Genomic DNA, 25,631 nt, shown 5'->3' on the forward strand with positions numbered 1-25,631 from the left:
CAATGGGTGAGTTTGAACTGATCCGCCATTTCTTCGCCGCCGCGCCTTGTGCGCAGGGCGGCGAAGGCGTTGCCCTCGGGATCGGCGATGACTGCGCCTTGCTGGCTGTTCCTCCCGGGGAGCAGTTGGCCATTTCTACCGATACGTTAGTGGCCGGCGTGCATTTCGCCGACCCCTGCGATCCGTTTCTGCTCGGTCAGCGCTCGCTGGCCGTGGCCGTTAGCGACCTGGCCGCCATGGGCGCCACTCCGGTTGCCTTTACCCTTGCCCTGACCTTGCCGACGGTGACCGCCGATTGGCTGCAAGCCTATGCCCGTGGTTTGAACCAGATGGCGCAAAGCTGCGGCGTGGCGTTGGTGGGCGGCGATACCACTCGCGGGCCCTTGAGCCTGACCATGACCGTGTTTGGTCGCGTGCCGTCCGGCCAGGCGTTGACCCGCAGCGGTGCACAGCCGGGCGACCTGTTGTGTGTCGGTGGCGAGCTGGGTAATGCGGCGGGTGCGTTGCCGCTGGTGCTCGGTCAGCGAACGGCACCTGCGTCCATCGCCGACCCGTTGCTGGCGCACTATTGGTCGCCGCAACCGCAGCTTGGTCTGGGCCAGGCTTTGCGCGGCAAGGCCACTTCGGCGATGGATATTTCCGATGGCCTGCTCGCGGATTGCGGGCATATCGCCCTCGCGTCAAAAGCCGGCCTGCTGGTTGAGCGCGACCTGCTGCCGCTGTCGCCAGCGCTGGTGGCATTCCTTGGCCAGTCCGCTGCACAAAGCGCGGCCCTGAGCGGCGGTGACGATTATGTGCTGGCGTTCACCTTACCGTCCGTCGAGTTGCCGGCGCTGCTGGCCAACGGCTGGCCGATCCATGTGATCGGCCGCGTCGTGATCGGGCAGGGCGTGACGCTGCTGGATGCCGATGGACAGGACATCACCCCGCAAACCCGGGGTTACCAACATTTTCGGGAGTCACCGTGACAGATCATCCCAAACAGGTCCCGGCGGAATTCGTACCGCCGTCGGTCTGGCGTAATCCCTGGCATTTCCTGGCGTTCGGCTTCGGCTCGGGCACGCTGCCAAAGGCTCCGGGTACTTGGGGGTCGTTAGTTGCGCTACCTTTTATCCCGCTGTGGCAGATGTTGCCCGACTGGGGGTATTGGTTGATGCTGGGCATCACCATGCTGTTCGGCTTCTGGCTGTGCGGCAAAGTGGCCGATGATTTGCGTGTACACGACCATGAAGGCATCGTCTGGGACGAAATGGTCGGGATGTGGATTACCCTGTGGCTGGTGCCCGAAGGATGGCAGTGGTTGCTGGCGGGGTTCTTGGTGTTCCGCTTCTTCGATATTCTCAAACCGTGGCCGATTCGCTGGATCGACCGGCACGTTCACGGCGGCGTCGGGATCATGCTCGATGACGTATTGGCCGGGGTGTTTGCCTGGCTGGCGATGCAAGGGCTGGTGTGGATTTTCGCCTAAGGGGTTAAGTGGGAGATCTAGGGATGGTTCGGCGCGGGTTGATGGTGATGGTGTTCGCCTTGTTGTGCTCATTCGCCCAGGCGGGTGAGGTGACAGCGAAGACGCCTTCGATGATTCAGCTCGCCAGCGAAGGATGGGAAGACTACACCGCCGCCGATGGGCACGGCCTCGGTTGGGACGTGCTGCGCAAGGTCTTTGAGCCGGCAGGCGTCACGCTGAAGATCCGCACCGAACCTTATTTGCGCTCCATGGGCCTGGCCGAGCGCGGTGAAGTCGACGCCTGTGTCGGCTCCTACCGTGATGAATCCCCCGAGCTGATCTATCCCAAGTGGAATTTCGACACCGATCACATCTATGCCTTGGGGTTGGCCAGCAGCCCGGTGCCCACGCCGGAGACCCTGGGCGACTATCGATTGGCCTGGGTCCGGGGCTATGACTTCCAGGATTATCTGCCCAACGTTCGCCGTTACAACGAAGTGCTGCGGCGTACCGGCATTGTCTCTATGCTGACTCAGAATCGTGCCGACTTTTACATCGATGCGCTGACAGAAGTCGATTTCGTGCGCAGTCGGGCCAAGGATCCATCGCAGTTGCGCAGCACCCATATCGCGGAATTACCGTTGTACCTGTGTTTCGCCAAGACCCCCAATGCCCGCGCCCTGGCGAAGCTGTTTGATCAGCGCATGGAGGTGCTGGTGAAAAGTGGCGAGCTCAAGCCGATCTTCGAACGCTGGAAACAACCGTATCCATTTGCAGAGTATTAACACGGACTTGGCGGTCGGCGATTCCCCCCAAGGGATGGAGTTTGTCGGGGCGGACATCAAACTTTTTGATAGTTATTGCCGATAATTCAGCCTAAGCGTCGCCTGGAACGTGCTGTTACAATGCCGACCTGCGAATCTTAAGACTCTTTAGATCAGGAGCACACCGGTGCCTGTCGTTTTTGTCGCCGCTTCCAAGCTGCCAACGCCTTTTGCGCAATTCACCATGCACGGTTTTCTCGACGAAGCCACCGGCCGCGAGCACGTCGTGCTGAGCCTGGGTGAGATCGCCGATGGTGCACCGGTACTCGGCCGGTTGCATTCCGAATGCCTGACGGGCGATGCCTTGTTCAGCCAGCGTTGCGACTGCGGTTCGCAACTTGAGGCCGCCCTGCAGGCCATCGCCCGTGAAGGCCGCGGCGTGTTGCTGTACTTGCGTCAGGAAGGCCGTGGCATTGGCCTGCTGAACAAGATCCGCGCCTACGAATTGCAGGATGGCGGTGCCGACACCGTTGAAGCCAACGAGCGCCTGGGCTTTGCCGCCGACCAGCGCGATTACGCCATGTGCCTGCCGATGCTGCAGCACCTGGGCGTCAAGTCCCTGCGCCTGATGACCAACAACCCGCGCAAGGTCAAAGCCTTGACCGACATGGGCATCGTGGTTGCCGAGCGCGTGCCGCTGCACACCGGCCATAACCCGCACAACAAACTCTACCTGGCGACCAAGGCCAGCAAACTCGACCACATGATGGGCAACGAACATCAGGGCGAGGTAGATCGGGCGTGACGCGCGGTCAGGTACGGCGGCGGCTGTCCGTCAACTGGTGGCAATACCTGGCGCTAGCCTTGTTGCCGCTGTTCGTGATCAACGCTGTATTCGGCCAGAGCGAGGCGATTTTGCCGGTGCTGGCGATGCCGTTGTTCATCGCGGGTGTCGCCTCGATGTTTGTCAGCCTGAAATTTTTTGGTGGCTACAAACACGCATTGATCGCCACCCAGAAAGCCCTCGATACCCCTGAAGAGCCCGCCGCGTGGATCAGCCTGGCAGCCAAGCGCCGTACGGCCTTCCTCGCCGCCGGCCTGCCGGCATGGATCGGTGCACTGGCCGTGTTCGTGGGGCTTGAAGCGGTACCGCTGATGTTGCTGGCGCTGTCGACCACGGTGCTGTTCTATCTTTACCGTATTCCGCGTCAGCTCGGTTGATGCGTGCGATCTGGCTGACGGTTTTGCTGTTGGCCTTCAGCGGCTCGGCAGTCGCGGTCGAGCGAGTTGTCAGCCTCGCGCCTTCTCTCTCTGAAATCGTCGTTGAACTGGGTTCGGCCGACCTGTTGGTGGGCGTTCTGGATGCCGGCGAACGTCCCGCCGAACTCAAGCACCTGCCTTCTGTTGGCCGCTACGGCCAATTGGACCTGGAGCGCTTGCTCAGCCTGCAGCCCGATTTGCTGCTGCTCTGGCCCGGTAGCGTCGGCCCGGCCCAGCGTGAGCAACTCAAACGCTTGAATATCCCGACCTACGTCGCCGAACCCCACGATTTCCAACAGCTCACCGCGCAGATCGAAGCGATAGCTGCTCAGCTCGGGCGACCGGAGCGGGGGGCGGCGCTGGCGACCGGTTTGCGTCAGCGACTGGCGGACCTGCGCCAACGCTATCGTCGGGATCAGCCGTTGCGGGTGTTCTACCAAGTGTGGGATCGGCCGCTTTACACCATCGGCGGTGGGCAGATCATCAGCGATGCGCTGCAAGTCTGCGGGGCGCGAAATGTATTCGACGAGCAGACATTGCCAGCGCCGCAAGTCAGTGTAGAGGCAGTGTTGCAGCGCAATCCCGAGGTGATTCTGGCCAGCGATCAGACGCAGCTCGATGCATGGAAAACCTGGCCGCAGGTGGCGGCTGTAAAACAGGGGCAGTTGCGACGGGTGACGGACAAAGGCCTGGAACGCCCAAGCGGGCAGATGGTCGAGGCGACTGCCAGGCTGTGCCAATTGATCGCCCCCGATCGCTAGGCCGAGGCGCAGCCCGCGCGCCACCTGCGTCGTACCGCTAACGGGAAACGACCGGCAAACTGTTCTGCCAGCGACGCCACGGGTGACCGCAGGTTTCGTCGAACGAACTATTGTCATCGAACAGGACTTTGCTCGTAACGGCAAAACACCCCAACGTCAGGCCTGACTTGAACATTGAAAGGAACGTCAACCCGAGGGTTTTCAAGGAGCTTCACATGAAATACTCGTCCATGGTCGAGCGCATCAGCGGCGAAACCGTCACAGCCTGGGACATCCACTACGCCGCATGCGATGCGCAGGCGCGGGGTGAAGATGCGATCGTGCTGAGCATCGGCGATCCGGATTTCGCCACTGCCGATGAAATTTGCGCGGCAGCGGTTCAGGCAATCAACGCAGGCGACACCCACTACACCCATGTGATCGGTCGCCCGGAACTGCGCGAAGCCATCGCCACGAAACAGACGGCCTTGCTCGGCCAGCCGGTGTCCGCCGACAACGTAGCGCTGGTGGCCGGTGCGCAGAATGGCTTGTACGCGACCGCCATGTGCCTGTTCGAACAGGGTGATGAAGTGCTGGTACCGGCGCCGATGTACCTGACATATGCGGCGAGCATCCAGGCCTCGGGGGCGCTGCTGGTACCGATTGCCCAGCCGGGGGAAGATGATTTCCGCCTGACCCTCGCGGCCATCGAAGCGGTGATCACCGACAAGACGCGCGGCATCGCCCTGGCTACGCCGAACAACCCCACCGGCAACGTCTACACCAAAGAGGAGCTCGAAGCTGTTGCCCTGGTCGCTCAGCGTCACAACCTGTGGGTGATCAGCGATGAGGTCTACGGTCAGCTGACCTATGATCGTCCGCACCAGAGCGTGGCGAGCTTCGAAGGCATGGCCGACCGCACCGTGGTGCTCAATAGCTTATCCAAGTCCCACGCCATGACAGGCTGGCGGGTCGGCTGGGTGGTGGGTCCGCCAGCGCTGATCGGTCATCTGGATAACCTGCTGCTGTGCATGCTCTACGGGCTGCCGGGATTTATTCAGGCGGCTGCGCTCAAGGCGTTGGAGCTGGATGAGCAGGTGGTCAGCCATGCGCGGGAACTGTATCTGCGACGTCGAAACCTGGTGGTCGAAGGCTTGCGCAATGTGCCGCTGCTCAAGTGCAAGGTGCCCGAAGCCGGCATGTTCATGTTGGTGGATGTACGCGAGTGCGGGCTGTCGAGCACCGAGTTTGCCTGGCAGCTGTTCCGTGCTACCGGGGTTGCGGTACTCGACGCCAGCGCGTTCGGCGCCGGCACCGCCGGATTTGTGCGGATCTCGTTCACCGTTTCCGATGCTGCGTTGAGAGATGCCTGTCGTCGTATCGCAGGCTTCGTCGAAGGGCTTCAGGCGCGCGGCTGACACACTGATCTGAACGTTTCAGCGGGTGACTGGCCTCATGGGGGCCAGTCAAAACGTCACGTGTTCAAGCTCAGATTTCCGGCGTCCAGGTCACCCCGAACATCCACGCCCGACCTTCTTCGCGATACCCGTACTGGCTGCCGTCATGGCTGTACAGCGTGCGGCTGTAACCCTTGTCCAGCAGGTTATCCACCTTCAACTCCAGCTTGATCTCGCGATTGAGCGCCCAACTGCTGCGTAACCCCAGCAAGGCATAGCCGCCCAACGGCTGTTGATTGTTCAAGTCGTCGTAGCTGCTGCTCACTGCTTGCCAACTGGCACCGAGGCCCAGTCGATCGAACTGCCGATCCAGGTCCAGGCTCAAGGTGCGTCGTGCGCGACGGGCCAGGGTATGCCCGGTGTCGCGATCCCGTGGGTCGATGATCGCCACGCCGAGGTTGCTCTGCCAGCCGAACAAATCCTGCTTCAACGCGGCTTCAAAACCGTTGATCCGTGCCGAAGCAACGTTTTCCGGGCGCGAGTTACTGCCGAAGATGATCGCGTCTTCAATGTCCGTGCGGTACAGCGAGGCTTCCAGTCGGCTGCTCTCGGTCAATTGGCTGCGCCATTGCAGCTCATAGCTTTTCGAGGTTTCCGGCTTCAGGTCAGGGTTGCTGAAGTCGGGGTAATACAGGTCGTTGAAGGTGGGGGCGCGGAAACCTTCGCTGTAGGTCAGCAGCACATCGTTGTCCGGATTCAGCGGCAGGGTGAGGGTCCCGCTCCAGCTGTTCTGGCCACCGAATTGCTGGTTCTGGTCGCGGCGCAGGCCCAGCTCGGTGGAGAACCTGTCCGCCTGATAACGATGCTGGATGAATGCCGCACGGTTCCAGCGGCTGTCTTCGTCGAACGCGGTGCTGCTGTTGACCCGGTCTTCGTACCAGTCACCGCCGAGGATCAGGCTATTGCTTTCGTTAAGTGTCAGGTCGTTCTGCCAGTTCACCGAGTCGCGATAAGTGTTGAATACGCTGCGTTCATCGCTGAGCTTGTCGAAGGTTTTCTCGCGATTTTCGCTGTGGCCGAACTCAATCCGGGTTTTCCACAGGTCGTTGACCCGCGCGTCGACGTAGCTGCTGACGCTGCTCACATCGAATCTGTTGTACGGCTGCTCCTGGACGGACTCGAAGGTATTCAGGTCGAAGCGGCCAAACGGATTGTCGTATTCACTTTTGCCCCGGTTATCCAGCAAGTTGGCACCGATTTCGACGTCATCGCTCAACGCATGGCTCACGCTCATGCTGAACGATTTATTGCGGTACGCATCGTGATCGCTGTCGCTGGGGTACGACTCATGGGTGCGATCGATCCCGGCGGTTTCATCGAGGCTGGCGCCGAGATTGAAGCGAGTCTGCTCATTGCCGCCAGACAAATTAAGGCTGCGCTCCCAGGTCTGGTTGCTGCCAAAGCCAACGTGCATCTGCGGGCGCAACCCCGGTTCGCTGCCACGCCGGGTAAAAATCTGGATCACCCCGCCAATCGCGTCGCTGCCGTAAATCACCGATCGCGAGCCGCGCAGCACTTCTACGCGCTCGACCTGTTCAATGTTGATGTGCTGCAGATTGCTGTCGCCCGAGGACGAATTGCCGATGCGTTGACCATCCACCAGCACCAGGCTCTGCGCCGACTGCGTGCCGCGAATGTAGATCCCCGGCAGGCTGCCACGTCCGCCGGTTTGCGCGACTTGCACCCCAGGTACCCGACGCAGCAGTTCGGTAACGCTGTTCGGTTGCAGGCGGTCGATGTCTTCGCGGGTGAACACGGTGTTGGCGGCGCTGCTGTCGTTACGCGCTTCGACCTGGCGGTTGGCGCTGATCAGCACGTCGGGCAGCTTCAGGGCTTGATCGCGTTCGAAGGTGTCGGCCAGCAGTTGCCCGGCTGGCAGCAAGGTCAGCGTCAGGGCTAGGCGAGAGAAATTCATAGTTTTTCGTAGCAGCGAAGGGAGTACACAGTCCTGTAGGCGCCGGCTTGCTGGCGATGGCGTTTTCAAAGACGCCATCGCCAGCAAGCCGGCTCCTACAAGAGCAGATCGGGTTTACAGATTGAGCAGTTGCAGGCGCTCGCGAATCGAAGCTTCGATGCCGGCCTCGTCCAGCCCACACTCAGCGAGCATCTGCGCAGGCTTGGCGTGTTCGACGTAGATGTCCGGCAAGCCGAGGTGCAGCATCGACTTGAGGATGTTCTCGCGGGCGAGGAATTCGCTGACCGCGCCACCGGCGCCGCCCATGATCGCGTTCTCTTCGATGGTCACCAGCAATGTGTGGCTGCCAGCGATTTCGCGCACCAGGTCTTCGTCCAGCGGTTTGACGAAACGCATGTCGACCACCGTTGCATCGAGCTTCTCTGCAACTTTCAGCGCTTCGGCCAACTGCACGCCAAACACCAGCAGGGCGACGTTGCTGCCTTGGCGGCGAACGACGCCTTTACCGATTTCGATCGGTTCGAGGTCTTTCTCGATGGTTGCATTCGGGCCGTTGCCGCGTGGATAACGCACGGCCGCCGGGCCTTCGTAAAGGTGACCGGTGGTGAGCATTTTGCGCAGTTCGTTCTCATCGCTCGGGGTCATCACCAGCATGCCGGGGATGCAGCGCAGGAACGACAGGTCGAAGCTGCCGGCGTGAGTCGGGCCGTCTTCGCCAACAAGACCGGCGCGGTCGATGGCGAACAGTACGTCGAGGTTCTGCACGGCGACGTCATGTACCAACTGGTCATAGCCGCGCTGCAGGAAGGTCGAATAAATCGCCACTACCGGTTTGGCGCCTTCGCAGGCCATGCCGGCCGCAAGGGTCACGGCGTGTTGCTCGGCAATCGCGACGTCGAAGTAGCGCAGCGGGAAGCGTTCGCTGAAGGCCACCAGATCGGAGCCTTCCTTCATTGCCGGGGTGATCCCGACCAGGCGCGGGTCAGCCGCCGCCATGTCGCACAGCCACTCGCCAAATACACCGGAATACTTCGGCCCGCTGGCCTTTTTCGGCGCAGCGGCCGGGGCGTCCAGTGGTTCGAGTTTGGTGATGGCGTGGTAACCGATCGGGTCGACTTCCGCCGGGGCGAAGCCTTTGCCTTTCTTGGTGACGATGTGCAGGAACTGCGGGCCTTTCAGATCGCGCATGTTGCGCAGGGTGGCGATCAGGGTCGGCAGGTCGTGGCCATCGATCGGGCCGATGTAGTTCCAGCCCAGCTCTTCGAACAGCGTGCCGGGGACCAGCATGCCTTTGGCGTATTCTTCGGTGCGCCGGGCGATTTCCCAGGCACCGGGCAGGCGCGACAGCACTTTTTTGCTGCCTTCGCGCATGCTGGCGTAGGTGCGGCTGGAAAGAATCTTCGCCAGATAGTTCGACAGGCCGCCGACGTTACGCGAGATCGACATGTCGTTGTCGTTGAGGATCACCAGCATGTTGGCGTCCACTTCCGGCGCATGGTTCAGCGCTTCGAACGCCATGCCGGCCGTCAACGCGCCGTCGCCGATCACCGCGATCGCCTTGCGATCACTGTTTTGCAGGCGGGCGGCAATCGCCATGCCCAGCGCGGCACTGATCGACGTGCTGGAGTGGCCGACGCCAAAGGTGTCGTACTCGCTTTCGGAGCGGCGCGGGAACGCGGCAATGCCGTCCTTCTGGCGCAGGGTGCCCATGCGCTCGCGGCGACCGGTGAGGATCTTGTGCGGATAAGCCTGATGACCGACGTCCCACACCAGCCGGTCGTCCGGGGTGTCGAAAACGTAATGCAGCGCGATGGTCAGCTCAATCACGCCCAGGCCGGCACCGAAATGCCCACCGGTCTGGCCGACCGTGTAGAGCAATTCCAGGCGCAACTCATCGGCCAGGGTTTCCAGCTCGGCTTCGCCTAACCGGCGCAGGCCGTCCGGCGTGTTCGCGCGGTCGAGCAGGGGCGTGGTCGGGCGCTTGCGGGGAATCTCATGAAACGTCGTGGGCATCAGGCGAATCGTTATAGGTATAAAAGATGCGGCAGTTTACCTGATGCATCGGCCCCTGCCCACGCGTTGGTCTTTTTTGGCGGATACGCCGTCAGCTGCGCCGGTCGACGATATACCGGGCCAGGTCGCGCAACGGCTCTGCCGCCGCGTCAAACGGTCGCAGCGCGTGCAGGGCCTGATCGCGCAGTTCCAGCGCGTAAGCCTTGGCCGCGTCGAGGCCAAGCAGGGCCGGGTAGGTCGGCTTGTCCCGGGCAATGTCCGCGCCCTGGCGCTTGCCGAGGGTTTCGGTATCGCTTTCGACGTCGAGAATGTCGTCCTGCACCTGGAACGCCAGGCCGATGGCCTGTGCATAAGTCTGCAGGGATTTCAGTTCGTCCTTCTCGGCACGGCCGCTGGCCAGGGCACCGAGCTTGACGCTGACTTCGATCAACGCACCGGTCTTGTGCCGATGCATGTATTCGAGGGCTTTTTGATCAAGCTTCAGGCCGACTGAGCCAAGATCGATGGCTTGACCGCCGACCATGCCCGCCGGGCCTGCGGCCTTGGCCAAAGCGCTGACCATTTGCAGGCGAATCTGCGCGTGCGCATCGCTCAGGCGCGGGTCGAGCAGGGCGCTGAAGGCCAGGCTCTGCAAGCCGTCGCCGGCGAGAATCGCGCAGGCTTCATCGAATTTCTTGTGGGTGGTTGGCTGGCCGCGACGCAGGTCGTCATCGTCCATGGCCGGCAAATCGTCATGCACCAGCGAGTAAGCGTGGATCAACTCCACCGCGCAGGCTGCGCCGTTGGCTTGCTCGGGCTTGCCGCCCAACGCTTCGCAGGCCGCGTAGGCCAGCAAGGGACGAACGCGCTTGCCGCCGTTCATCACGCTGTAGCGCATGGCTTCGTACAACCGCGCCAGCTCAGGGCCCGGTGCAGTGAACAGGGTTTCCAGTGCCGCATTGACCCGACCCTGGCTGGTCGCCGAATACGCTGCAATCATTCTGGCTGGTCCGCGTCGAAGGGTTCCTCGGCCAACTCGCCATCACGCTCGAGCAGCACCTGAACCTTTTGCTCGGCCTGAGCCAGCGCCGCCTGGCAATCGCGGGTCAGACCGATACCTTGCTCGAAAGCGGTCAACGAATCTTCCAGCGACAATTCGCCATTCTCCAGACGCTCGACCAGCGTTTGCAGGTCGGCGAGGGATTGTTCGAAATCCAGTGCAGCTTTTTTGCGGGCCATGGCGGCGATTTCCGGTTGACGTTAAACCGGCGCGACACTAGCAGATAGGGGGTTTATGGGCAAATGAGCGGGGTGATTTGGCGGCTGAACCCTGTGGCGAGGGAGCTTGCTCCCGCTGGGTTGCGCAGCGGCCCCAAACCAGGCACAGCAATTTTGACTGACTTGCCCATCCAGTGATTTTGCGACGGCTTCGCAGCCGAGCGGGAGCAAGCTCCCTCGCCACAGGTGAGCGGTGAATCAGGCATTTCGAATGATTCGGCTCATTTTGTGAGCCGAATAGACGCATTATTCGGCTCACCATCCATTGATCAGCGTGATTCCCGCCGCATTTTCAAAGGGATCCGATTGTGATGATGCGCAGCAGCGTCTAACCTTCGCGCCTTGTACGACCCAACCGTCACGGGTCTTTCAGACGAAACGCAGTATCTCCATCTGTAACGCGCCGAGGATCAGGCGCAAGGTTTCGTCATGCATGGCAGGAGGCGTCACATGCGCTCATTTTTTTTGCTGCTGATCGGGTGGGTCTGCGTGCCGGCAATGGCCGCGCCGGGTGCCGAAGTGTCGGAACCGGTGGGCGGCTGGCGCTTTAACGGTTTGCTGGACCGCACGGAAAACCCGCGAGTCGCCTATCCCACGCCACCCATCGACCGGGGCGTGCAGCGTAATCGCACGATGATCGAAGGCCAGCTCAAGGCCATCGGTACGCAACGCGGGCCCCACACGCTGGCGGTCAATGGCAATCCGCTGAACCTGTACACCGACGACCAGGGCCGTTTCGCCCGGCCGTATGCGTTCGGTGCCGGTTCCAACAGCGTCGAAGTGCGCAGTGCAGAAGGTCAGTCGCTCAAGCGCGTTCAATTCTATGAAGCCAATAACTTGCGCACGCCGGCGCGGATTCGCGTGGTGCTGGGTTGGGATGATCCGAAGGCCGAACTCGATCTGCACATCATCACGCCTGACGGCCAACACGCGTTCTGGGCTCACTCGGCGCTGACCAACGGCGGCGGCCTCGACCCGGACGGCGTCGACGGTCCCGGCCCGGAAATGTTCACCATGACCGCGCCGCTGCATGGCACCTATCTGGTTTACGTCAACTATTGGGGCAACTTTGGCAGCGGCGGCTATAACTTCGATGAGGCTGGCAACCAGAACGAGGTGATCACTTCGCAGATCAACCTGGTGCTCAACGAAAACACCGTCGACGAAAAACGCGAGACTTTCATCGTGCCCTTGCGGGCCATCGGTGACCTGCTGCTGGTCAAGACTTTCAACTATTAAGCATCCCGCACCACGGATGACATCGGGTTTTGTGAAATGAGCGATAACTCTGTTACCCCGGCTGCCGAAACACCGAGCGCCAAACCGTCCCGTCGCTGGCCGGCCATTGTGGTCGGGCTGTGCCTGGTCGCCGGTGTGGCCGCTGGCATGGGCTGGCTGATGAAAAAAAGCACCGCGCCGGCGCCGCAACTGGCGGCGGAAAAACTGGGCATGAGCCGCCCCGATGGTTTGCTCGAAACCCGTTCCTTGAGCCAATTGCCCAAGGATTTGCTGGCCGTGCCGTTCCTCAAGGAAACCCTGACCGAAGATTTCGTCTTCTATTACGAAGCCCACGCCGATCGCCTCGGCCTGATCGGCAGCCTGCGGCGGATCATCTACGAACATGACCTGAAGTTGCAGGACACGCTGATCGAGCAACTGTTCGACCAACCGGCGGACGTCGCGCTGTGGCGCGGGGCGGATGGGCGGCTCAAGGATTTCCTGCTGGTGATGGATCGCGGTGGCTTGGCCAAAGTGCTGGAACCGCTGGCAAAAGTGGCGCTGGATGATTCGCAACTCAGCAAAGTCGCAGACGTGAAAGTCGGCACCGATGACGTGGTGCTTTACCAGCTCACCTACAACGCCAGCAAGGCGCTGGTGTTCGGCTCCCATGGCGACAAACTGGTGGTGCTGTCCAACCCGACCAGGCTTTACGATCCTGACAGTGGCGTGACACTGGAAGCGGGCGGCGTTTCAACCAAGGCCATCGCGGCGCTGCTCAACGGCGAAAAACTGTTCCCTGAAGCCTTCGGCCTGCCACCCCGTGCGCCGGAGGTGAAACAGCGTCTGTCGGTCAACGCCAGTGTGTTGGCCATGGGTTATCAGCGCTTCATTCCCAACTTCGCCGGCTTGCGTTTCGACATGGACGATAAAGGCTGGCACAGCTTCCTGGCCATGGATGAACTGGAGAATCAGCCAGACTTCGATTTCAAACCGGTCTGGCAAGCCATGCCCATGGGCGCCAGCGCTTGTGTGGCGCTGCCGCTGGCCGCTGAACAACAGACACCGTTGCTGGTAAAACTCGGTGCCGAAGAGCGCGCCGCTCAAGCGTTGACCGAGCACATGGGCGGTGCTGCAGGGCTTTGCTGGTACGCCGACTCGCGCCTGTACACGCCGCTGCTGGTGGCCAGTCTCAAGGATGAAGACAGTGCCAGCCTCGATGGCGATCTGGGCAAGTTGTTCGGTTCGATGGTCGGCGCCTACGAAGGCAAGGTTGATGAGCATGCGTTCCCGGTGGTGGAGAAACAGGAAGGCCAGAGCCATCAATGGCAGCGTCAGGTCAGCTCCAGTTTCGGTCCCTACGCGGCCAAGGCTGCCGAGAATCCGGACGCGATCAGCGGCAAGGCGTTCATGCGCGTGAGCCTCGCGCGGCATGGTTCGACGCTACTGTTTTCCCTCGACGACAAGCTGGTGGACAAGGCACTCGGGACCCTCGACAAACGCTTCCCGCCGATGGCCGATGTGGTGCCCAAAGACCTGCTGATGCCGGTGTATTTCGGCCCCGAATCCATGGCGCAACTGATGCAGCAGGAAACTCTCGACAGCCTGCCCCAGGACATGGAACCGGTGTTCTACAACGCCGCGCAAACCTACCTGATCCCGAAATTGCGCAAGCTCGGCGGCTATGGCAAGTACGCCCTGACCCTGCCTGAAGGCAGCGAGCCGGACGGTCATTGGCAATGGCTGCCGCTGGAATGGAAAGCCCTGTGAACACGTTGATCCGCAGCCTCGGTTTCCTCGCTTTGCTGCTAAGCGCGGGTGCCTGGGCGATCGAAACACCCGCGCTGAATGTGCAGCAATCCCAAGTGTTCCGCGCCTGGTTTGTGCGCATCGCCCAGGAGCAACTGAGCCAGGGCCCGAGCCCGCGCTGGTACCAACAGGACTGCGCCGGGCTGGTGCGGTTTGCCGCCAACGAGGCACTGAAAGTCCACGACGACAAATGGCTGCGCAGCAATGGCCTGTCCAACCGTTATCTGCCGCCGGAATTGCAATTGAGCGACGCCCAGCGTGGCCTCGCTCAACAATGGCAACAGGGTGGCGGCAAGGTCGGGCCGTACGTCAATGCGATCAAGTTGATTCAGTTCAACAGTCACCTGGTGGGTCGCGATGTTGCGCAAGCACGGCCCGGCGACCTGATGTTTTTCGATCAGGGCGACGACCAGCACCTGATGATCTGGATGGGCCGCTTCATCGCCTATCACACCGGCACCACCACTCCCACCGACAACGGCATGCGTTCGGCAAGCCTGCAACAACTCATGACATGGAAGGACACCCGATGGATACCCGATGCAGCCAACCCCAACTTCATCGGCGTTTATCGACTGAATTTTCTCTCCCAATGACCGGTGCCCGCATGCTGCGTTTTCTGTCTCTGCTGTTGGTCATGGTGTTGCCTTTCTCGGCGGTCAACGCCGAAGACACTGTCGAACCCAGCGGCTACACGCCGGTCCCCGGCGAAAGTTTTTTCCTGTTGGCCGACAGCAGTTTTGCCAGCGACGAACAAGCGATGGTGCGCCTCGAAGCGCCAGGTCGTGACTACCGGCGCTTTCGCATGGAGCCTTACGGCGGCGCCGACATTCGCGTGTATCGCATCGACAAACCGCTGGACTTCCTCAAGCGCCAGAAGAACCTGCACCGCGTGGTCAGCGATGGCCAGTTCAAGGGCGAAGGCTTGTCCAACACGCTCGCGTACCTGTGGGACAACTGGTATCGAAAATCCCGTCGCGTGATGCAGCGGGCGTTCTCCTATGAGTCGCGCAAACAGGTCACCGAGGAAGTGCCGGAACTGAAAATGGGCGCCGCCATGGCCGCGCCGACGCCTTACGACGCGCCACCACAATTCGCGCTGATTCCGGGCCTGCCAGTGGTCAGCCAATTCCGCTATCCATTGTGGCAAGCCAAACCGATCCAGCCGCCGCAAGGCGTGAACCTGGCCGGTTCTTCCAGCGAATTTGTCAGCGTCGCGCCGGGTAACGTTTACATCCCGTTGGGCAATTTGAAGCCGGGGCTGTATTTGGTGGAAGCGCTGATCGGCAGGTACCGCGCCACCACCATGGTCTTCGTCTCCAACACCGTCGCGGTGAGCAAGATTGCCGGTGATGAATTGCTGGTGTGGGCCGCGCGCAAACACCAAGGCAGTTCGGTGCCCAAGGTCAATGTGCTGTGGACCGACGGCCTCGGCGTGATGAGCAGTGGCGCCACCGATGCGGAGGGTTTGCTGCGCCTGAAACACGTCAGCCCCGAGCGCTCGTTCGTGATTGGCGAGGACGAAGAGGGCGGGGTTTTCGTCTCGGAAAACTTCTACTACGACAGCGAAATCTACGACACCAAACTCTATGCCTTCACCGACCGGCCGCTGTATCGGCCGGGTGATTGGGTGTCGCTGAAAATCGTCGGTCGCGAGTTCAAGAATGCCCGCGATTCGGTGCAGCCAAGCGCTGCCGACGTCAGCGTGACTGTGCTGGATGCGACTGGCACCGCACTGCAAACCCTGGATTTGAAACTCGATTCGAAGGCCGGTACCCAAGGCCGCTTCCAGTTGCCGGACAACGCCGTGGCCGGTGGTTACGAGTTGCGCTTCAGCTACAAGGATCAGGCCTACAGCAGCGCCTTCCGCGTGGCTGAATACATCAAGCCGCACTTCGAAATTTCCCTCAACCTGGCCAAGCAGGATTACCGCACCGGTGAGCCGGTCAAGGGCAGTCTGGTGCTGCTGTACCCGGATGGCAAACCGGTGGCCAATGCCAAATTGAGCCTCAGCCTGCGTGCCCAGCAACTGTCGATGGTCGACAACGAACTGCAATACCTCGGGCAATTCCCGGTGGAGCTGAGCAGCACCGAATTGACCACCGACGCCAAGGGCAATGCGACTCTGGATCTGCCGGCCGCCGACAAACCGAGCCGCTACATGCTCACCGTGTTTGCCAGTGACGGCGCGGCGTATCGGGTCAAGACCACCAAGGAAATTCTCATCGATCGTGGTGCGGCGAATTTCCGCTTGAGCGCGCCGCAGCGGTTCAGCGCGGTGGGCGACAAGGTTGCGTTCAGCTTCGTCAACGAAAGCGAACAGAGCGCAGCGGTTACCCCGAGCAGTTACGGCTGGGTTCGCCTGGAAGACCAGAGCACCGGCGAAGGCAAGCTGGCGGCCGCCGATAAAAGTTTCACCCTGGCCTTTGAACGGCCCGGCACCTACAACCTGACACTTCGTGACGACCACGGCCGAACCCTCGGCGCCACCGGGCATTCAGTCACCGGCGACGGGGTCAAAGCCGTACCGGGTACCGTGGAAATTGTCCTCGATAAACCGGAGTACAAGGCCGGTGATGAAGCGCTGGCGTTGATCACCTTCCCCGAGCCGATCAACGATGCGCTGCTGTCGCTGGAGCGTGACAAGGTCGAGGCCACCGCGCTGCTGTCCAAGGGCGGCGACTGGTTGAAGATGGAAAAACTCAGCGACACCCAGTACCGCGCGCGCATTCCGGTGAAGGACGGTTTCGCACCGAACCTGACGTTCTCGGTGCTGTACACCAAGGGGGGGCAGTACAGCTTCCAGAACGCCGGGATCAAGGTGATTACGCCGCAGATCGACGTGGCGATCAGCACGGACAAGGAAACGTACCAGCCGGGCGAAACGGTTTCTGTCGATCTGACGACGCAGTTCGCCGGCAAGCCGATTCCGGCGCATCTGACGGTCAGCGTGGTCGATGAAATGGTCTACGCGCTGCAACCGGAAGTGGCACCCACCATCGACCAGTTCTTCTATCACCCACGACGCAACAACGTGCGCACCAGTGCCAGCCTGTCGTTCATCAGCTATGACGTCGCGCTGCCGGGCAGCCCCGGTGCCCCGGGCAAAGCCAACCGCAGCGAACGCGGGGTGAAAGTGCTGGAGCGCCCTCGTCGCGAAGACGTCGACACCGCCGCCTGGCAACCGGAACTGCTGACTGATGCCGAGGGCAAAACCCGATTCACCTTCAAGATGCCGGACTCGCTGACCCGCTGGCGCATCACCGCGCGGGCCATCGCCGACGACGGTCAGGTCGGGCAGAAAAAGCAGTTCGTGCGCTCGGAAAAACCGCTGTACCTGAAGTGGAGCGGGCCGAGCAAGTTCCGCACGGGCGACCAGCCGGATCTCGGTGTGTTTGCCTTCAGTCAGGCGCAAACCCCGGTCAAGGCCGAGTTGGTGACGCATTACGCGGGCAGCGAGCAGCGCATACCTGTCACGCTCAGCAATGGCATCAACTACATCCCGCTACCCGCGTTCGCGCTGACGAGCGGCGAGTGGACCGCCGAACTGCTGCAGGACGGCAAAATCGCCGATGCCCTGGCTGTGCGCTTGAGCGCAAGCGGCGAAGGCTGGCAAGTGACGCAAAGCCAAAGTCTGGATGTCGCCAGCGGTGATACGCCGCTGGCGTTGCCGGCAGACGCCACGGACATTCGCCTGCGTCTGGATGACAGCCCGCAGGCGCTGTTCCGCTCGGCGCTGGATGATCTGTTGAGTTATCCGTACGGTGGAGTCGAGCAAACGGCCAGTCGTTTGTTACCGCTGAGCATCGCCTATCCGACGCTGTCGTCGAATCCGCAGACCCGTGATCGCTTGCGCCTGATCATGCAGAACAGCCGTTTGCGCCTGGTGCAAATGGCCGGGCCTGCGGCGAGTTTCACCTGGTGGGGCATGGATGGCGAACCGGATGCGTTCCTTACGGCCTATGCCTATTACGCGGATTGGCACGCCAGCCAGGTGCTGGAATTGAGCCTGCCACCGGAGCATTGGCAGCGGGTGCTGGAGGTCTATTCGAAGCAGGCGAAGAACACCCCGCTGTTGCAGCGCGCGTTGATTCTGTCGTTCGCCAAACAGATGCAGTTGCCGGTTGACACCTTGCTCAGCGGCTTGATGGACGATCTGGCGAAAGCCGGCGAGGGCCATGCCGCGAACCTGATGGAGGACGGCGAAGACAGCATTGTCATGAGTGATCCGGATTCGGCGTTGGGGCTGGCGGCGGCGCGTGTGTTGACGGCATCGCTGGCGCGTCAGTCCAAGGTGACGTTACCGGAAGCGTTCAATCGTCAATTGGCGGACGCGCAGGAGCGTTTGGCCGTCAGCTCGCAGCCGTTCGCCGAAGCGTTGAACCTGTCGCTGCAACCCTTTGATCAGGCGCGCGCTCAAGCGTTATTGCAACGCCTGCTGCCGCAGCAATCGACCCTCGAACGGGCACTGGCATTGACCTGGCTGCAACGCAGTATCGAGCAGGCCTCGCCAACCATCGCACTGGCGCCCGGAGAGGGCTGGAAGAAGCAACACGGTGTCACCGGTGAAATGTACTGGACGTGGCAGGGCGTAGCGCCGGTGCCGAGTGTGTTGTCGCTGTCGGGCGCGCAGGAGCGTCCGCTGCGTGCGGCATTGAGCTTCCTGACCCGACAGCCGCCAGTCGATCCGATGGCCGTGACCATCACCCGCCGCCTGTCGCGACTGGTGCCGGGTGACGAAGCCTTCACGTTCAAACTGGAAGCTGTCGGCAACGCACCTCTGTCCAGCGACAGCCTGTACCTGGACGAAGTGATTCTCACCAGCAAAGCAGCGAAGCCGCTGCGCTATGGCCTGCTCGAAGTGCCGCTGCCACCGGGTGCCGATGTCGAGCGCACTACTTGGGGCATCAAGCTGCAAGGCAAATCCGGCACTGAACCGACGGCACTGGAGAAAGCACGTTTCGAACCGGGACAACTGGCCTATGCCGTGCCCGTCGATGCGCTGAGCGGCGAATTGCGTTTGCGACATTTGGTGCGTTTCTCGCAGAAAGGCCAGTTCAACCTGCCGGCGGCACGCTTCACTCAGGTGTACGCCCCGCAGCATCAAGCCCAGGAAAAGAAACCGGCACTCGGTCAGGTCACGGTCCACTGACATGTTCCGGCCTCTGGTCTGCTGGCTGCTGTGTTTGATCCCTGCGCTGACGCTGGCGCAGGACGAACCGTTGCGCCTGGCCTTCAAGGACGAATTGTTGTCTTTGAATCGGTCGCAGTTGATGTCCCGCGAACCGTTGTCGGAGTCGTTGCAGACACCGTTGGGCAGCGTGTGGAAGTTGTTTGTCTATGGCTGGCTGGTAGACACCGGCACCCGTGAGCCGGCGTATGAGTGTCACGGACAATCGAAAGAGGAAGTCTATTGCTGCACCGCCGGTGGCAAAATCGAGCGCGATCAGGCGTTGGTGAAATCCTGCGGTTTGTATTTCGAGCCAGCACGATTGGGGATCGACGCGGTTGAGTGGCGGAGTTATTGGCAGGCTCGGCAGGCACCTCCATGGTTAGTGGATTTGGCTACTTTGCAGCCTTCGACCCGTGTTTCGGTGGTTGAGTTGCTCCGCGCGCTGGCCGTGATGCCGGCGCAGGTGCAGGCGCGGCGAGTGTTGCTTGATGTGGTGCTGAGCGCGGCTGATGGCAATGTCGTCGGCGAGCTGGGTAGCCGCTTGCGGATAAAAACCTGGAGCTGGCTGGGCGATCAAGACCCCACATCACGTCAGGGTGGTTTCGCGGGCTGGACAGCGGACGGCACGCCGATCTGGGCCGGCGGACGTGGGACCAGTCAGCGCGTGCTGCGCGATTTTGCGCAGGCATTGGCGACGGTGGTGCCTGCGTCCCGGCCTGCGGAAACCGGGAAGTGTGTGGAGGTCGAGTTGTTCTCTCGCTACCCGCTTCGGCGCGTAATGTCGGGTGATCGTGCGCAGTCTTCCGGGCCGCTTCAGGGCGATTTGCGTGTTGAGTTCGTCAATGGCAACCAGCTCGATATCCACAGTGACGGCGAACTGTTTCTGATCAATAAAAAACTCGTCGCCCGGCTGGATCGCGAGGAATACGTCGCGCGGGTGCTTCAACGCGAAGCCACCCCTGAACCGGTCGAAGCCGCCAAAGCCCTGGCCGTCGCCATCCGCACTTACCTGCTGCAAAACGCCACACGTCACGGCGATTGCCTGAGCATCGACGACAGCAGCCAGCGTCAACGAGTTGCCCCACGACCGGCCACCACCGAAGCGCGCAACATCGCTGCGTGGACCAGCGACCTGGTGCTGGCGGGCAGCGCCGTCACTTACCATTCTGATCAACCCGGGCCGGACAAATTGTCCTGGCAACACGCCGTCGAGCAGGCCCGCGCCGGCCAGCGTTATGACGCCATTTTGCTGCACGCCTACCCGCGCGCCAGCCTCAGCCGATGGGACAACCCCGTGGCCTCCTGCGATGCACTGCCCGCCGCGCAAGAGTGGCTGCAAAAACAGCGACGCGGCTGGCGTCCTCGTCTGGAAGGCGAAGTGGGCTACAACGAAGTCAGCACCTTCGCCGTCTGCCGCCTGAGTTTTGGTCGCCCGTTTGTCGACCGCGAACGCCAGCGCATTTATGTGCGTGGCGTGCTGTCCTTGCAGGACCGCCTCGACCTGACGCACGAATACCTGCACCTGGCCTTCGAAGCACACCCCAACGGCCAGGATGAAACCTACATCGAAGGGCTCGCCCGCCACCTTTTGCTGGAATAGACCATGACACTTCGTTATTCACAGGTCTTGCTGTTGCTCTGTTCGCTGACGGCGTTGCCGTGGTCAATGGCGCAAGGCATCAAACTCGACACCCCCAGCGGCGGCTGGCGAACCGGAATGCCCGAAGGTGAAGGCGAGAGCTTCCGCCAGACCGTCAATTACCCCGCCTCGTCGGTAAACACCCCGGCCGGGCAAGCCAATACCGCGCGAATCAGTGGCCAGATCCACGCCACACCGAAATCCCCCGAGCCCGGTCGGCTGATCGTCAACGGCGTCAGCATGCCCCTGAAAATCGACCCCGCCGGCCGTTTCGATCGCCCATTCTCGTTTCCCAATGGCAGCAACAGCGTGGAAGTGCGCAGCCCCGATGGCCAACAACGCCACCGCACGCAATTCCTCAACGCCAGCGGCGGCGCCACCCCGGCCAAACTGCGCGTACTGCTGGCCTGGGACAGCGACGGCACCGACCTGGACCTGCACCTGATCACCCCCGACGGCGCCCACATCTGGTACGGCGACCGCGCCGTCGCAAACGGAGCAGCCCTCGACGTCGACGTCACCACCGGCTACGGCCCGGAAATCTTCGCCATGCCCGCACCGATCAAGGGCCAGTACCTGGTGTATGTGAATTACTTTGGTGGTGGTTACCGCAGTGATGAAGCAGGGCAGGAGGATGCGGTGCAACCGCTGACAACGGCGCAGGTGACGGTGATTACCGAGGAGGGGACGCCTGATGAAAAGATGGAGACGTTTCTGGTGCCGATGAGGGCGGTGGGGGAGTTGACGTTGGTTAAGGGGTTTAGTTATCCGTGAGGGGGATTGTGATGACGGGGCGGGCACTGCTCGTTTTTAATTTGCTTTTTTTCAGACATTAAAAAGCCGGCTTGTGGCCGGCTTCTCGGGGACTGGCTTGGATCATTTTTGGTAAACCGCGCCAGCCTTCAAAACGTACACCCGGATCTTGCGTCCGGCTGTGGGACTTGGCGAGAAAATCATCTGCCTTGTCGGTGCGATCTGGGCCGCGGGGCGGGTCGATGCGCAAATGTGGGGCGCAGCATACTGATTTTTTTGGGGAATTCCCAGTCTGGTGTACGGGCGCTACAGAAATGGCACTTCCGGCCTGCGCTTGTTCAGTGTCGACCACCAGAACACCCAACCCAGGACTCTGATGTTCTGTTCTTCGATTTGCGCGGCCCTGAAGATTTCGTCCGGGTGCTCGGCGCTGTTGTGGCTGCGCATGCGCAACGCATTGCCGGGGACTCGGTGCAGGTATTTGATTCGTAGCATGCCATCGTGCTCAATGGCGTAAATCTCGCCATCGACAATTTGCGTGAGTCCGCGATCAATGGCTAGCATTGAGCCGTCTTCGATTTTTTCGGTCATGCTGTTGCCGATCATGCGGGTGCAGATGGCATCTGCGTGCTTGATTTCCAGGGAGTCGAGATCACTGCGCAGCATGCGGATGGATTGCTCGGGATCTCTGATAACGTGGGTTTTTAGCTCACCGGGTGTTATCGCCACTTCTTTATAGAAGGGCAGTTCCACATCATTGGGCTCGATGACTTTGTAAGAGCCGCGCATTGCCTGAGCGTCGAGGGTGTTGCCGGAATCGTCGAGCAAACGCAGTTCCATTGCGTCTTTGGGCCCTTCGCCGATTTTCAGCCACTTGATGTTGACGGACAGTTTTTTTGCGACTTCTTCCATGCGGTAGTGAGGCACTCCGCGGGTGTACCAGTTATGGACATTTTGTGGCTTGGGAATATTCAAGAATTCGGCAAATGCCGTCGTCGTGATATTCGCCTCTTCGAGGAGCATTTTGAATCGCGGACCGCAGGTTTTATTCTTTTTCATAAACGCGAGTCTACCGGCGCCGCGTAAGGCTTTGGTTCAACGAGGCGTTCAAATTTCGCCAGAATTTTACGACCGAATGTAAGACGCTCCCGGGGAAAATTAAACAAGAAAAACCGAAGCCAATCTGGCCTACACCGACGGTTTAATCAGGCTTTATGAGCGCCCACAAAAAACCCCGGATCAACCGGGGTTTTTCTTGAAGCCTGAAGCTCGCAGCAGTGCTTAGCCTTTGTAGGCAGCAACCGACTTGGTGATCGCTTCGCGGGCGGCGTCTGCACCGGCCCAGCCTTCGATCTTCACCCATTTGCCTTTTTCGAGATCTTTGTAGTTCGCGAAGAAGTGCTCGATTTGCTGGATCAGCAGTGCTGGCAGGTCGGTGTATTCCTTCACGTCGACGTACAGCTGGGACAGCTTGTCGTGTGGAACAGCGATGACTTTGGCATCGCCGCCGCCGTCGTCGGTCATGTTCAGGATGCCAACTGGACGAGCGCGGATCACCGAGCCTGGCGCAACCGGGTAAGGGGTCACGACCAGCACGTCGAGGGGGTCACCGTCGTCAGCCAGGGTGTTCGGGATGTAACCGTAGTTGGCCGGGTAGAACATTGGGGTGGCCATGAAACGGTCAACGAACAGGCAATCGCTGTCTTTGTCGATTTCGTATTTGATCGGCGCGTGGTTGGCCGGAATCTCGATCGCGACGTAGATGTCGTTCGGCAGGTCTTTGCCAGCCGGAATCTTGCTGTAGCTCATTGGGCGTTGCCCCCGTTAGTTGACCAAAAACACTTGGCCGGATTGACCAAAAAGTGGCGGCGATTATAGGCATATTCCTACGCCGACGCCATGTACCAGAGGTCGTGTAGACCTTAGTCGTGTGCCTGATAGACCGGATCATGGGCCTGAAGTTGCTTCAATCTCCCGAGCGGGTCCTGACGATAGAAAAGCTGCAACTGTTCATACACCTGCGGGTAAGCCTCATGCAGCAAATCCGGGGCACTGAAGAAGTATTCGCTGGTGACGGCGAAGAACTCGGCAGGGTTTTCCGCGGCATACGGGTCGATAGCGGTCTCGGCGTCCGGATTGCGCTCCAGTTGCCGGTCGAGATCGTCGTAGGCGTCCTGCATCACTTTGGCCCAGTCGCTGACCCGCATGTCGGCATGCAGCGGTGGCAGGCCGTTGGCATCGCCGTTGAGCATGTCGAGTTTGTGTGCCAGTTCGTGGATGACCAGGTTGTAGCCTTCCCAGCCACCGCTGGCCATCACGCCGGGCCAGGCGAGGATGATCGGCCCTTGCTGCCAGGCCTCGCCGCTGTGTTCGCCGTCCCATTCGTGTTCGACGCCACTGGCGTCACGATGACGCTGGGGGCTGAGGAAGTCGTCGGGGTAAAGGACGATTTCGTGAAAACCCTGGTACCAGTTCAGGTCACCCAGGTTCATCAAAGGCAGTTGCGCCTGGGCGGCGAGCAGCAGGCGTTGTTCTTGGTGCAACTCGACACCGGGCAGGGCGGTCAGGTGCTTGTCTTCCAGGAACAGCACGCTGGCTTCACGCAGCCATTGGTCCTGGGCGGCGGTGATGCCGTCGAGAAAGGTCAGATGATGGCGCACCCGTTGCCACAGATCGTCGGCAATCGGGTGTCTGGCCAGGATGCGCCGGCGACGCCAGGCGCTCAGGGACCACATCTAACGTCAGCGCGGGTGAGCTTTGGACGCTGCGTTGCCGAAGCGACTGCGCACGACCCCGATGATCATCGGCACCAGCGACAGCAGGATGATGCCGACAACCAGCAACGACAGGTTCGACTTGATGAACGGAACGTTGCCGAAGAAATAACCGAGGGTGACCAGGCCGCCGACCCAAAGGATCGTGCCCAGTACGCTGAACCCGAAGAACCGCGGGTAAGGCATCCGCGCAACGCCGGCGACGAACGGTGCAAAGGTGCGAATGATGGGCAGGAAGCGCGCCAGGGTCACGGTTTTGCCGCCGTGCTTTTCATAAAAGTCGTGAGTTTGCTGCAGATAGTCGCGGCGGAAGATCTTCGAGTTCGGATTGCTGAACAGGCGTTCGCCGGCCGTTCGTCCGATCACGTAGTTGGTGCTGTCGCCCAGTATCGCCGCCAGCATCAGCAGGCCTCCCAGCAGCACCGGGTCCATGCCGCCGCCTGCGGCGACTGCGCCGGCGATGAACAGCAGCGAGTCGCCCGGCAGGAATGGCATCACCACCAGGCCGGTTTCACAAAAGATCACCAGAAACAGAATGGCGTAGATCCATGGCCCGTAATTGGTTACCAGCAAATCGAGGTAAACATCGAGATGCAGGATAAGGTCGAGCGGGTTGAAATCCATGGAAAGCACCTGTGATAACGGTCCGGGTCTGCGGGCCTGTGCGGATGACTTCGCGAAAGCCTACGGAGGGGTGTAGTTTTTCTTACAAGCCGGAAAGGTCGGCATTATACGAGTTGGGTGGTGAAAAGCGCGTCGAGATTGTAGCGGCGCATGTCGATAGAGCGTGCGTGAGTCTGGTGACAATTAATAACCCTCAACAAGACGCCATGAACCCTTGAGTTTGAGGGATAAGGAAAATTCCATCAGGTGGATTGATGGTCGCCAGGCATCTCAGGCGATCTGGGCCGGCCTCTTCGTTGTAGAGACCGACCCCGCGAGGGGCTACAACTCGTCGCTAATCGGCAACACGTAGTTCTTGAACTCGGTGTCTTCCTTGAACCCGATGGATTCGTAGGTTTTCTGTGCCACTTCGTTGTCGCTGCTGGTGGACACCCGCATGCGCACGGCGTTGGTTTCCTTGGCCATTTTCTTCGCGGTGCGAATCAGGTTATCGGCGACCAACTGGCGGCGTGCGTCTTCGGCGACATAGATGTCGTTGAGGATCCACACGCGTTTTAGCGAAAGCGATGAGAAGCTTGGATACAACTGACAGAAGCCCATCAGTTTGTTGTTGTCATCATCGGACAGGGCCAGGTAAATCACCGACTCCTTGCGACGCAGGCGTTTTTCGAGAAACGCCCGGGACGAGTCCGGGTACGGCAGGGAGCCATAAAACTCGCGATATTTGACGAACAACGGGGTCAGCAGGTCCAGGTGTTCGAGGGTCGCTTGAATAATCCGCATGGTAG

The 25,631-nt window shown here is 60.8% G+C and carries 22 protein-coding genes; 13 read left to right on the forward strand and 9 right to left on the reverse strand.

Going from position 1 to position 25,631, the window contains the following annotated elements:
* Positions 1–2: 2 nt before the first annotated feature.
* From thiL to KHO07_RS03275, 7 genes are all read left to right on the forward strand, one after another.
* Complete coding sequence (thiL, locus tag KHO07_RS03245; protein ID WP_212626454.1) at positions 3–968, forward strand: thiamine-phosphate kinase; 966 nt, start codon at positions 3–5, stop codon at positions 966–968.
* Positions 965–1,468 (forward strand): phosphatidylglycerophosphatase A, encoded by a 504-nt coding sequence (locus KHO07_RS03250; protein WP_075948646.1) that lies wholly within the window; start codon positions 965–967, stop codon positions 1,466–1,468. Before thiL ends, KHO07_RS03250 begins: the two co-directional genes overlap by 4 nt.
* Before the next feature lie 23 nt (positions 1,469–1,491).
* Positions 1,492–2,232: a transporter substrate-binding domain-containing protein gene (locus tag KHO07_RS03255; RefSeq protein WP_212626455.1), complete on the forward strand. Its 741-nt coding sequence runs from the start codon at positions 1,492–1,494 to the stop codon at positions 2,230–2,232.
* Between the two features lie 166 nt (positions 2,233–2,398).
* Complete coding sequence (gene ribA / locus KHO07_RS03260; protein ID WP_075948644.1) at positions 2,399–3,016, forward strand: GTP cyclohydrolase II; 618 nt, start codon at positions 2,399–2,401, stop codon at positions 3,014–3,016.
* A complete protein-coding gene (locus KHO07_RS03265; protein ID WP_150734617.1) occupies positions 3,013–3,432 on the forward strand; it encodes an MFS transporter in 420 nt (139 codons plus the stop codon). The genes ribA and KHO07_RS03265 overlap by 4 nt, the downstream gene beginning before the upstream one ends.
* Complete coding sequence (locus KHO07_RS03270) at positions 3,432–4,232, forward strand: cobalamin-binding protein (protein WP_150734618.1); 801 nt, start codon at positions 3,432–3,434, stop codon at positions 4,230–4,232. Before KHO07_RS03265 ends, KHO07_RS03270 begins: the two co-directional genes overlap by 1 nt.
* A gap of 215 nt (positions 4,233–4,447) precedes the next feature.
* Complete coding sequence (locus tag KHO07_RS03275) at positions 4,448–5,629, forward strand: aminotransferase class I/II-fold pyridoxal phosphate-dependent enzyme (protein WP_212626456.1); 1,182 nt, start codon at positions 4,448–4,450, stop codon at positions 5,627–5,629.
* Positions 5,630–5,699: 70 nt separating this feature from the next.
* Here KHO07_RS03275 and KHO07_RS03280 read toward each other — a convergent pair whose 3' ends face one another.
* From KHO07_RS03280 to KHO07_RS03295, 4 genes are all read right to left on the reverse strand, one after another.
* The gene (locus KHO07_RS03280; RefSeq protein WP_212626457.1) at positions 5,700–7,583 is read right to left on the reverse strand and encodes a TonB-dependent receptor; all 1,884 of its coding nucleotides are present in this window, start codon (positions 7,581–7,583) and stop codon (positions 5,700–5,702) included.
* Between the two features lie 114 nt (positions 7,584–7,697).
* Positions 7,698–9,596, reverse strand: coding sequence for a 1-deoxy-D-xylulose-5-phosphate synthase (gene dxs, locus KHO07_RS03285; RefSeq protein ID WP_212626458.1), 1,899 nt, complete (start codon positions 9,594–9,596; stop codon positions 7,698–7,700).
* A gap of 91 nt (positions 9,597–9,687) precedes the next feature.
* The gene (ispA, locus tag KHO07_RS03290) at positions 9,688–10,575 is read right to left on the reverse strand and encodes a (2E,6E)-farnesyl diphosphate synthase (RefSeq protein WP_150734622.1); all 888 of its coding nucleotides are present in this window, start codon (positions 10,573–10,575) and stop codon (positions 9,688–9,690) included.
* Complete coding sequence (locus tag KHO07_RS03295) at positions 10,572–10,814, reverse strand: exodeoxyribonuclease VII small subunit (protein ID WP_007894317.1); 243 nt, start codon at positions 10,812–10,814, stop codon at positions 10,572–10,574. The genes ispA and KHO07_RS03295 overlap by 4 nt, the downstream gene beginning before the upstream one ends.
* Before the next feature lie 489 nt (positions 10,815–11,303).
* Between KHO07_RS03295 and KHO07_RS03300 the strand changes: the two genes are divergently transcribed.
* The 6 genes from KHO07_RS03300 to KHO07_RS03325 are packed head-to-tail and all read left to right on the forward strand — an operon-like array spanning position 11,304 to position 21,466.
* Positions 11,304–12,092: a DUF2135 domain-containing protein gene (locus KHO07_RS03300; RefSeq protein ID WP_150734623.1), complete on the forward strand. Its 789-nt coding sequence runs from the start codon at positions 11,304–11,306 to the stop codon at positions 12,090–12,092.
* A gap of 36 nt (positions 12,093–12,128) precedes the next feature.
* Positions 12,129–13,841, forward strand: coding sequence for a DUF2138 domain-containing protein (locus tag KHO07_RS03305; RefSeq protein WP_212626459.1), 1,713 nt, complete (start codon positions 12,129–12,131; stop codon positions 13,839–13,841).
* Positions 13,826–14,476: a DUF1175 family protein gene (locus KHO07_RS03310; RefSeq protein ID WP_150734625.1), complete on the forward strand. Its 651-nt coding sequence runs from the start codon at positions 13,826–13,828 to the stop codon at positions 14,474–14,476. Before KHO07_RS03305 ends, KHO07_RS03310 begins: the two co-directional genes overlap by 16 nt.
* Complete coding sequence (locus KHO07_RS03315; RefSeq protein ID WP_212626460.1) at positions 14,473–19,032, forward strand: alpha-2-macroglobulin; 4,560 nt, start codon at positions 14,473–14,475, stop codon at positions 19,030–19,032. The genes KHO07_RS03310 and KHO07_RS03315 overlap by 4 nt, the downstream gene beginning before the upstream one ends.
* Before the next feature lies 1 nt (position 19,033).
* Entirely contained in the window at positions 19,034–20,653 is a 1,620-nt protein-coding gene (locus KHO07_RS03320; RefSeq protein ID WP_212626461.1) for a DUF2300 domain-containing protein, read from the forward strand.
* A 3-nt stretch (positions 20,654–20,656) separates the two neighbouring features.
* Entirely contained in the window at positions 20,657–21,466 is an 810-nt protein-coding gene (locus KHO07_RS03325; RefSeq protein WP_212626462.1) for a DUF2135 domain-containing protein, read from the forward strand.
* 285 nt (positions 21,467–21,751) lie between these two features.
* Here KHO07_RS03325 and KHO07_RS03330 read toward each other — a convergent pair whose 3' ends face one another.
* The 5 genes from KHO07_RS03330 to KHO07_RS03350 all read right to left on the reverse strand — a co-directional run bounded on the left by KHO07_RS03330 (position 21,752) and on the right by KHO07_RS03350 (position 25,626).
* Positions 21,752–22,504: a S24 family peptidase gene (locus tag KHO07_RS03330; RefSeq protein WP_212626463.1), complete on the reverse strand. Its 753-nt coding sequence runs from the start codon at positions 22,502–22,504 to the stop codon at positions 21,752–21,754.
* A 222-nt stretch (positions 22,505–22,726) separates the two neighbouring features.
* The gene (ppa, locus tag KHO07_RS03335; RefSeq protein WP_007990564.1) at positions 22,727–23,254 is read right to left on the reverse strand and encodes an inorganic diphosphatase; all 528 of its coding nucleotides are present in this window, start codon (positions 23,252–23,254) and stop codon (positions 22,727–22,729) included.
* 113 nt (positions 23,255–23,367) lie between these two features.
* Positions 23,368–24,180, reverse strand: a complete 813-nt coding sequence (locus KHO07_RS03340) for a zinc-dependent peptidase (protein WP_150734630.1) — start codon at positions 24,178–24,180, stop codon at positions 23,368–23,370.
* Positions 24,181–24,186: 6 nt separating this feature from the next.
* On the reverse strand, positions 24,187–24,843 hold the full coding sequence (locus KHO07_RS03345) for a DedA family protein (RefSeq protein WP_150701623.1): 657 nt from the start codon (positions 24,841–24,843) through the stop codon (positions 24,187–24,189).
* Between the two features lie 321 nt (positions 24,844–25,164).
* A complete protein-coding gene (locus KHO07_RS03350) occupies positions 25,165–25,626 on the reverse strand; it encodes a GNAT family N-acetyltransferase (protein ID WP_150734631.1) in 462 nt (153 codons plus the stop codon).
* Positions 25,627–25,631 lie beyond the last annotated feature (5 nt).

The sequence above is a fragment of the Pseudomonas sp. PP3 genome (assembly GCF_905336995.1).
Taxonomy (GTDB): domain Bacteria; phylum Pseudomonadota; class Gammaproteobacteria; order Pseudomonadales; family Pseudomonadaceae; genus Aquipseudomonas; species Aquipseudomonas reinekei.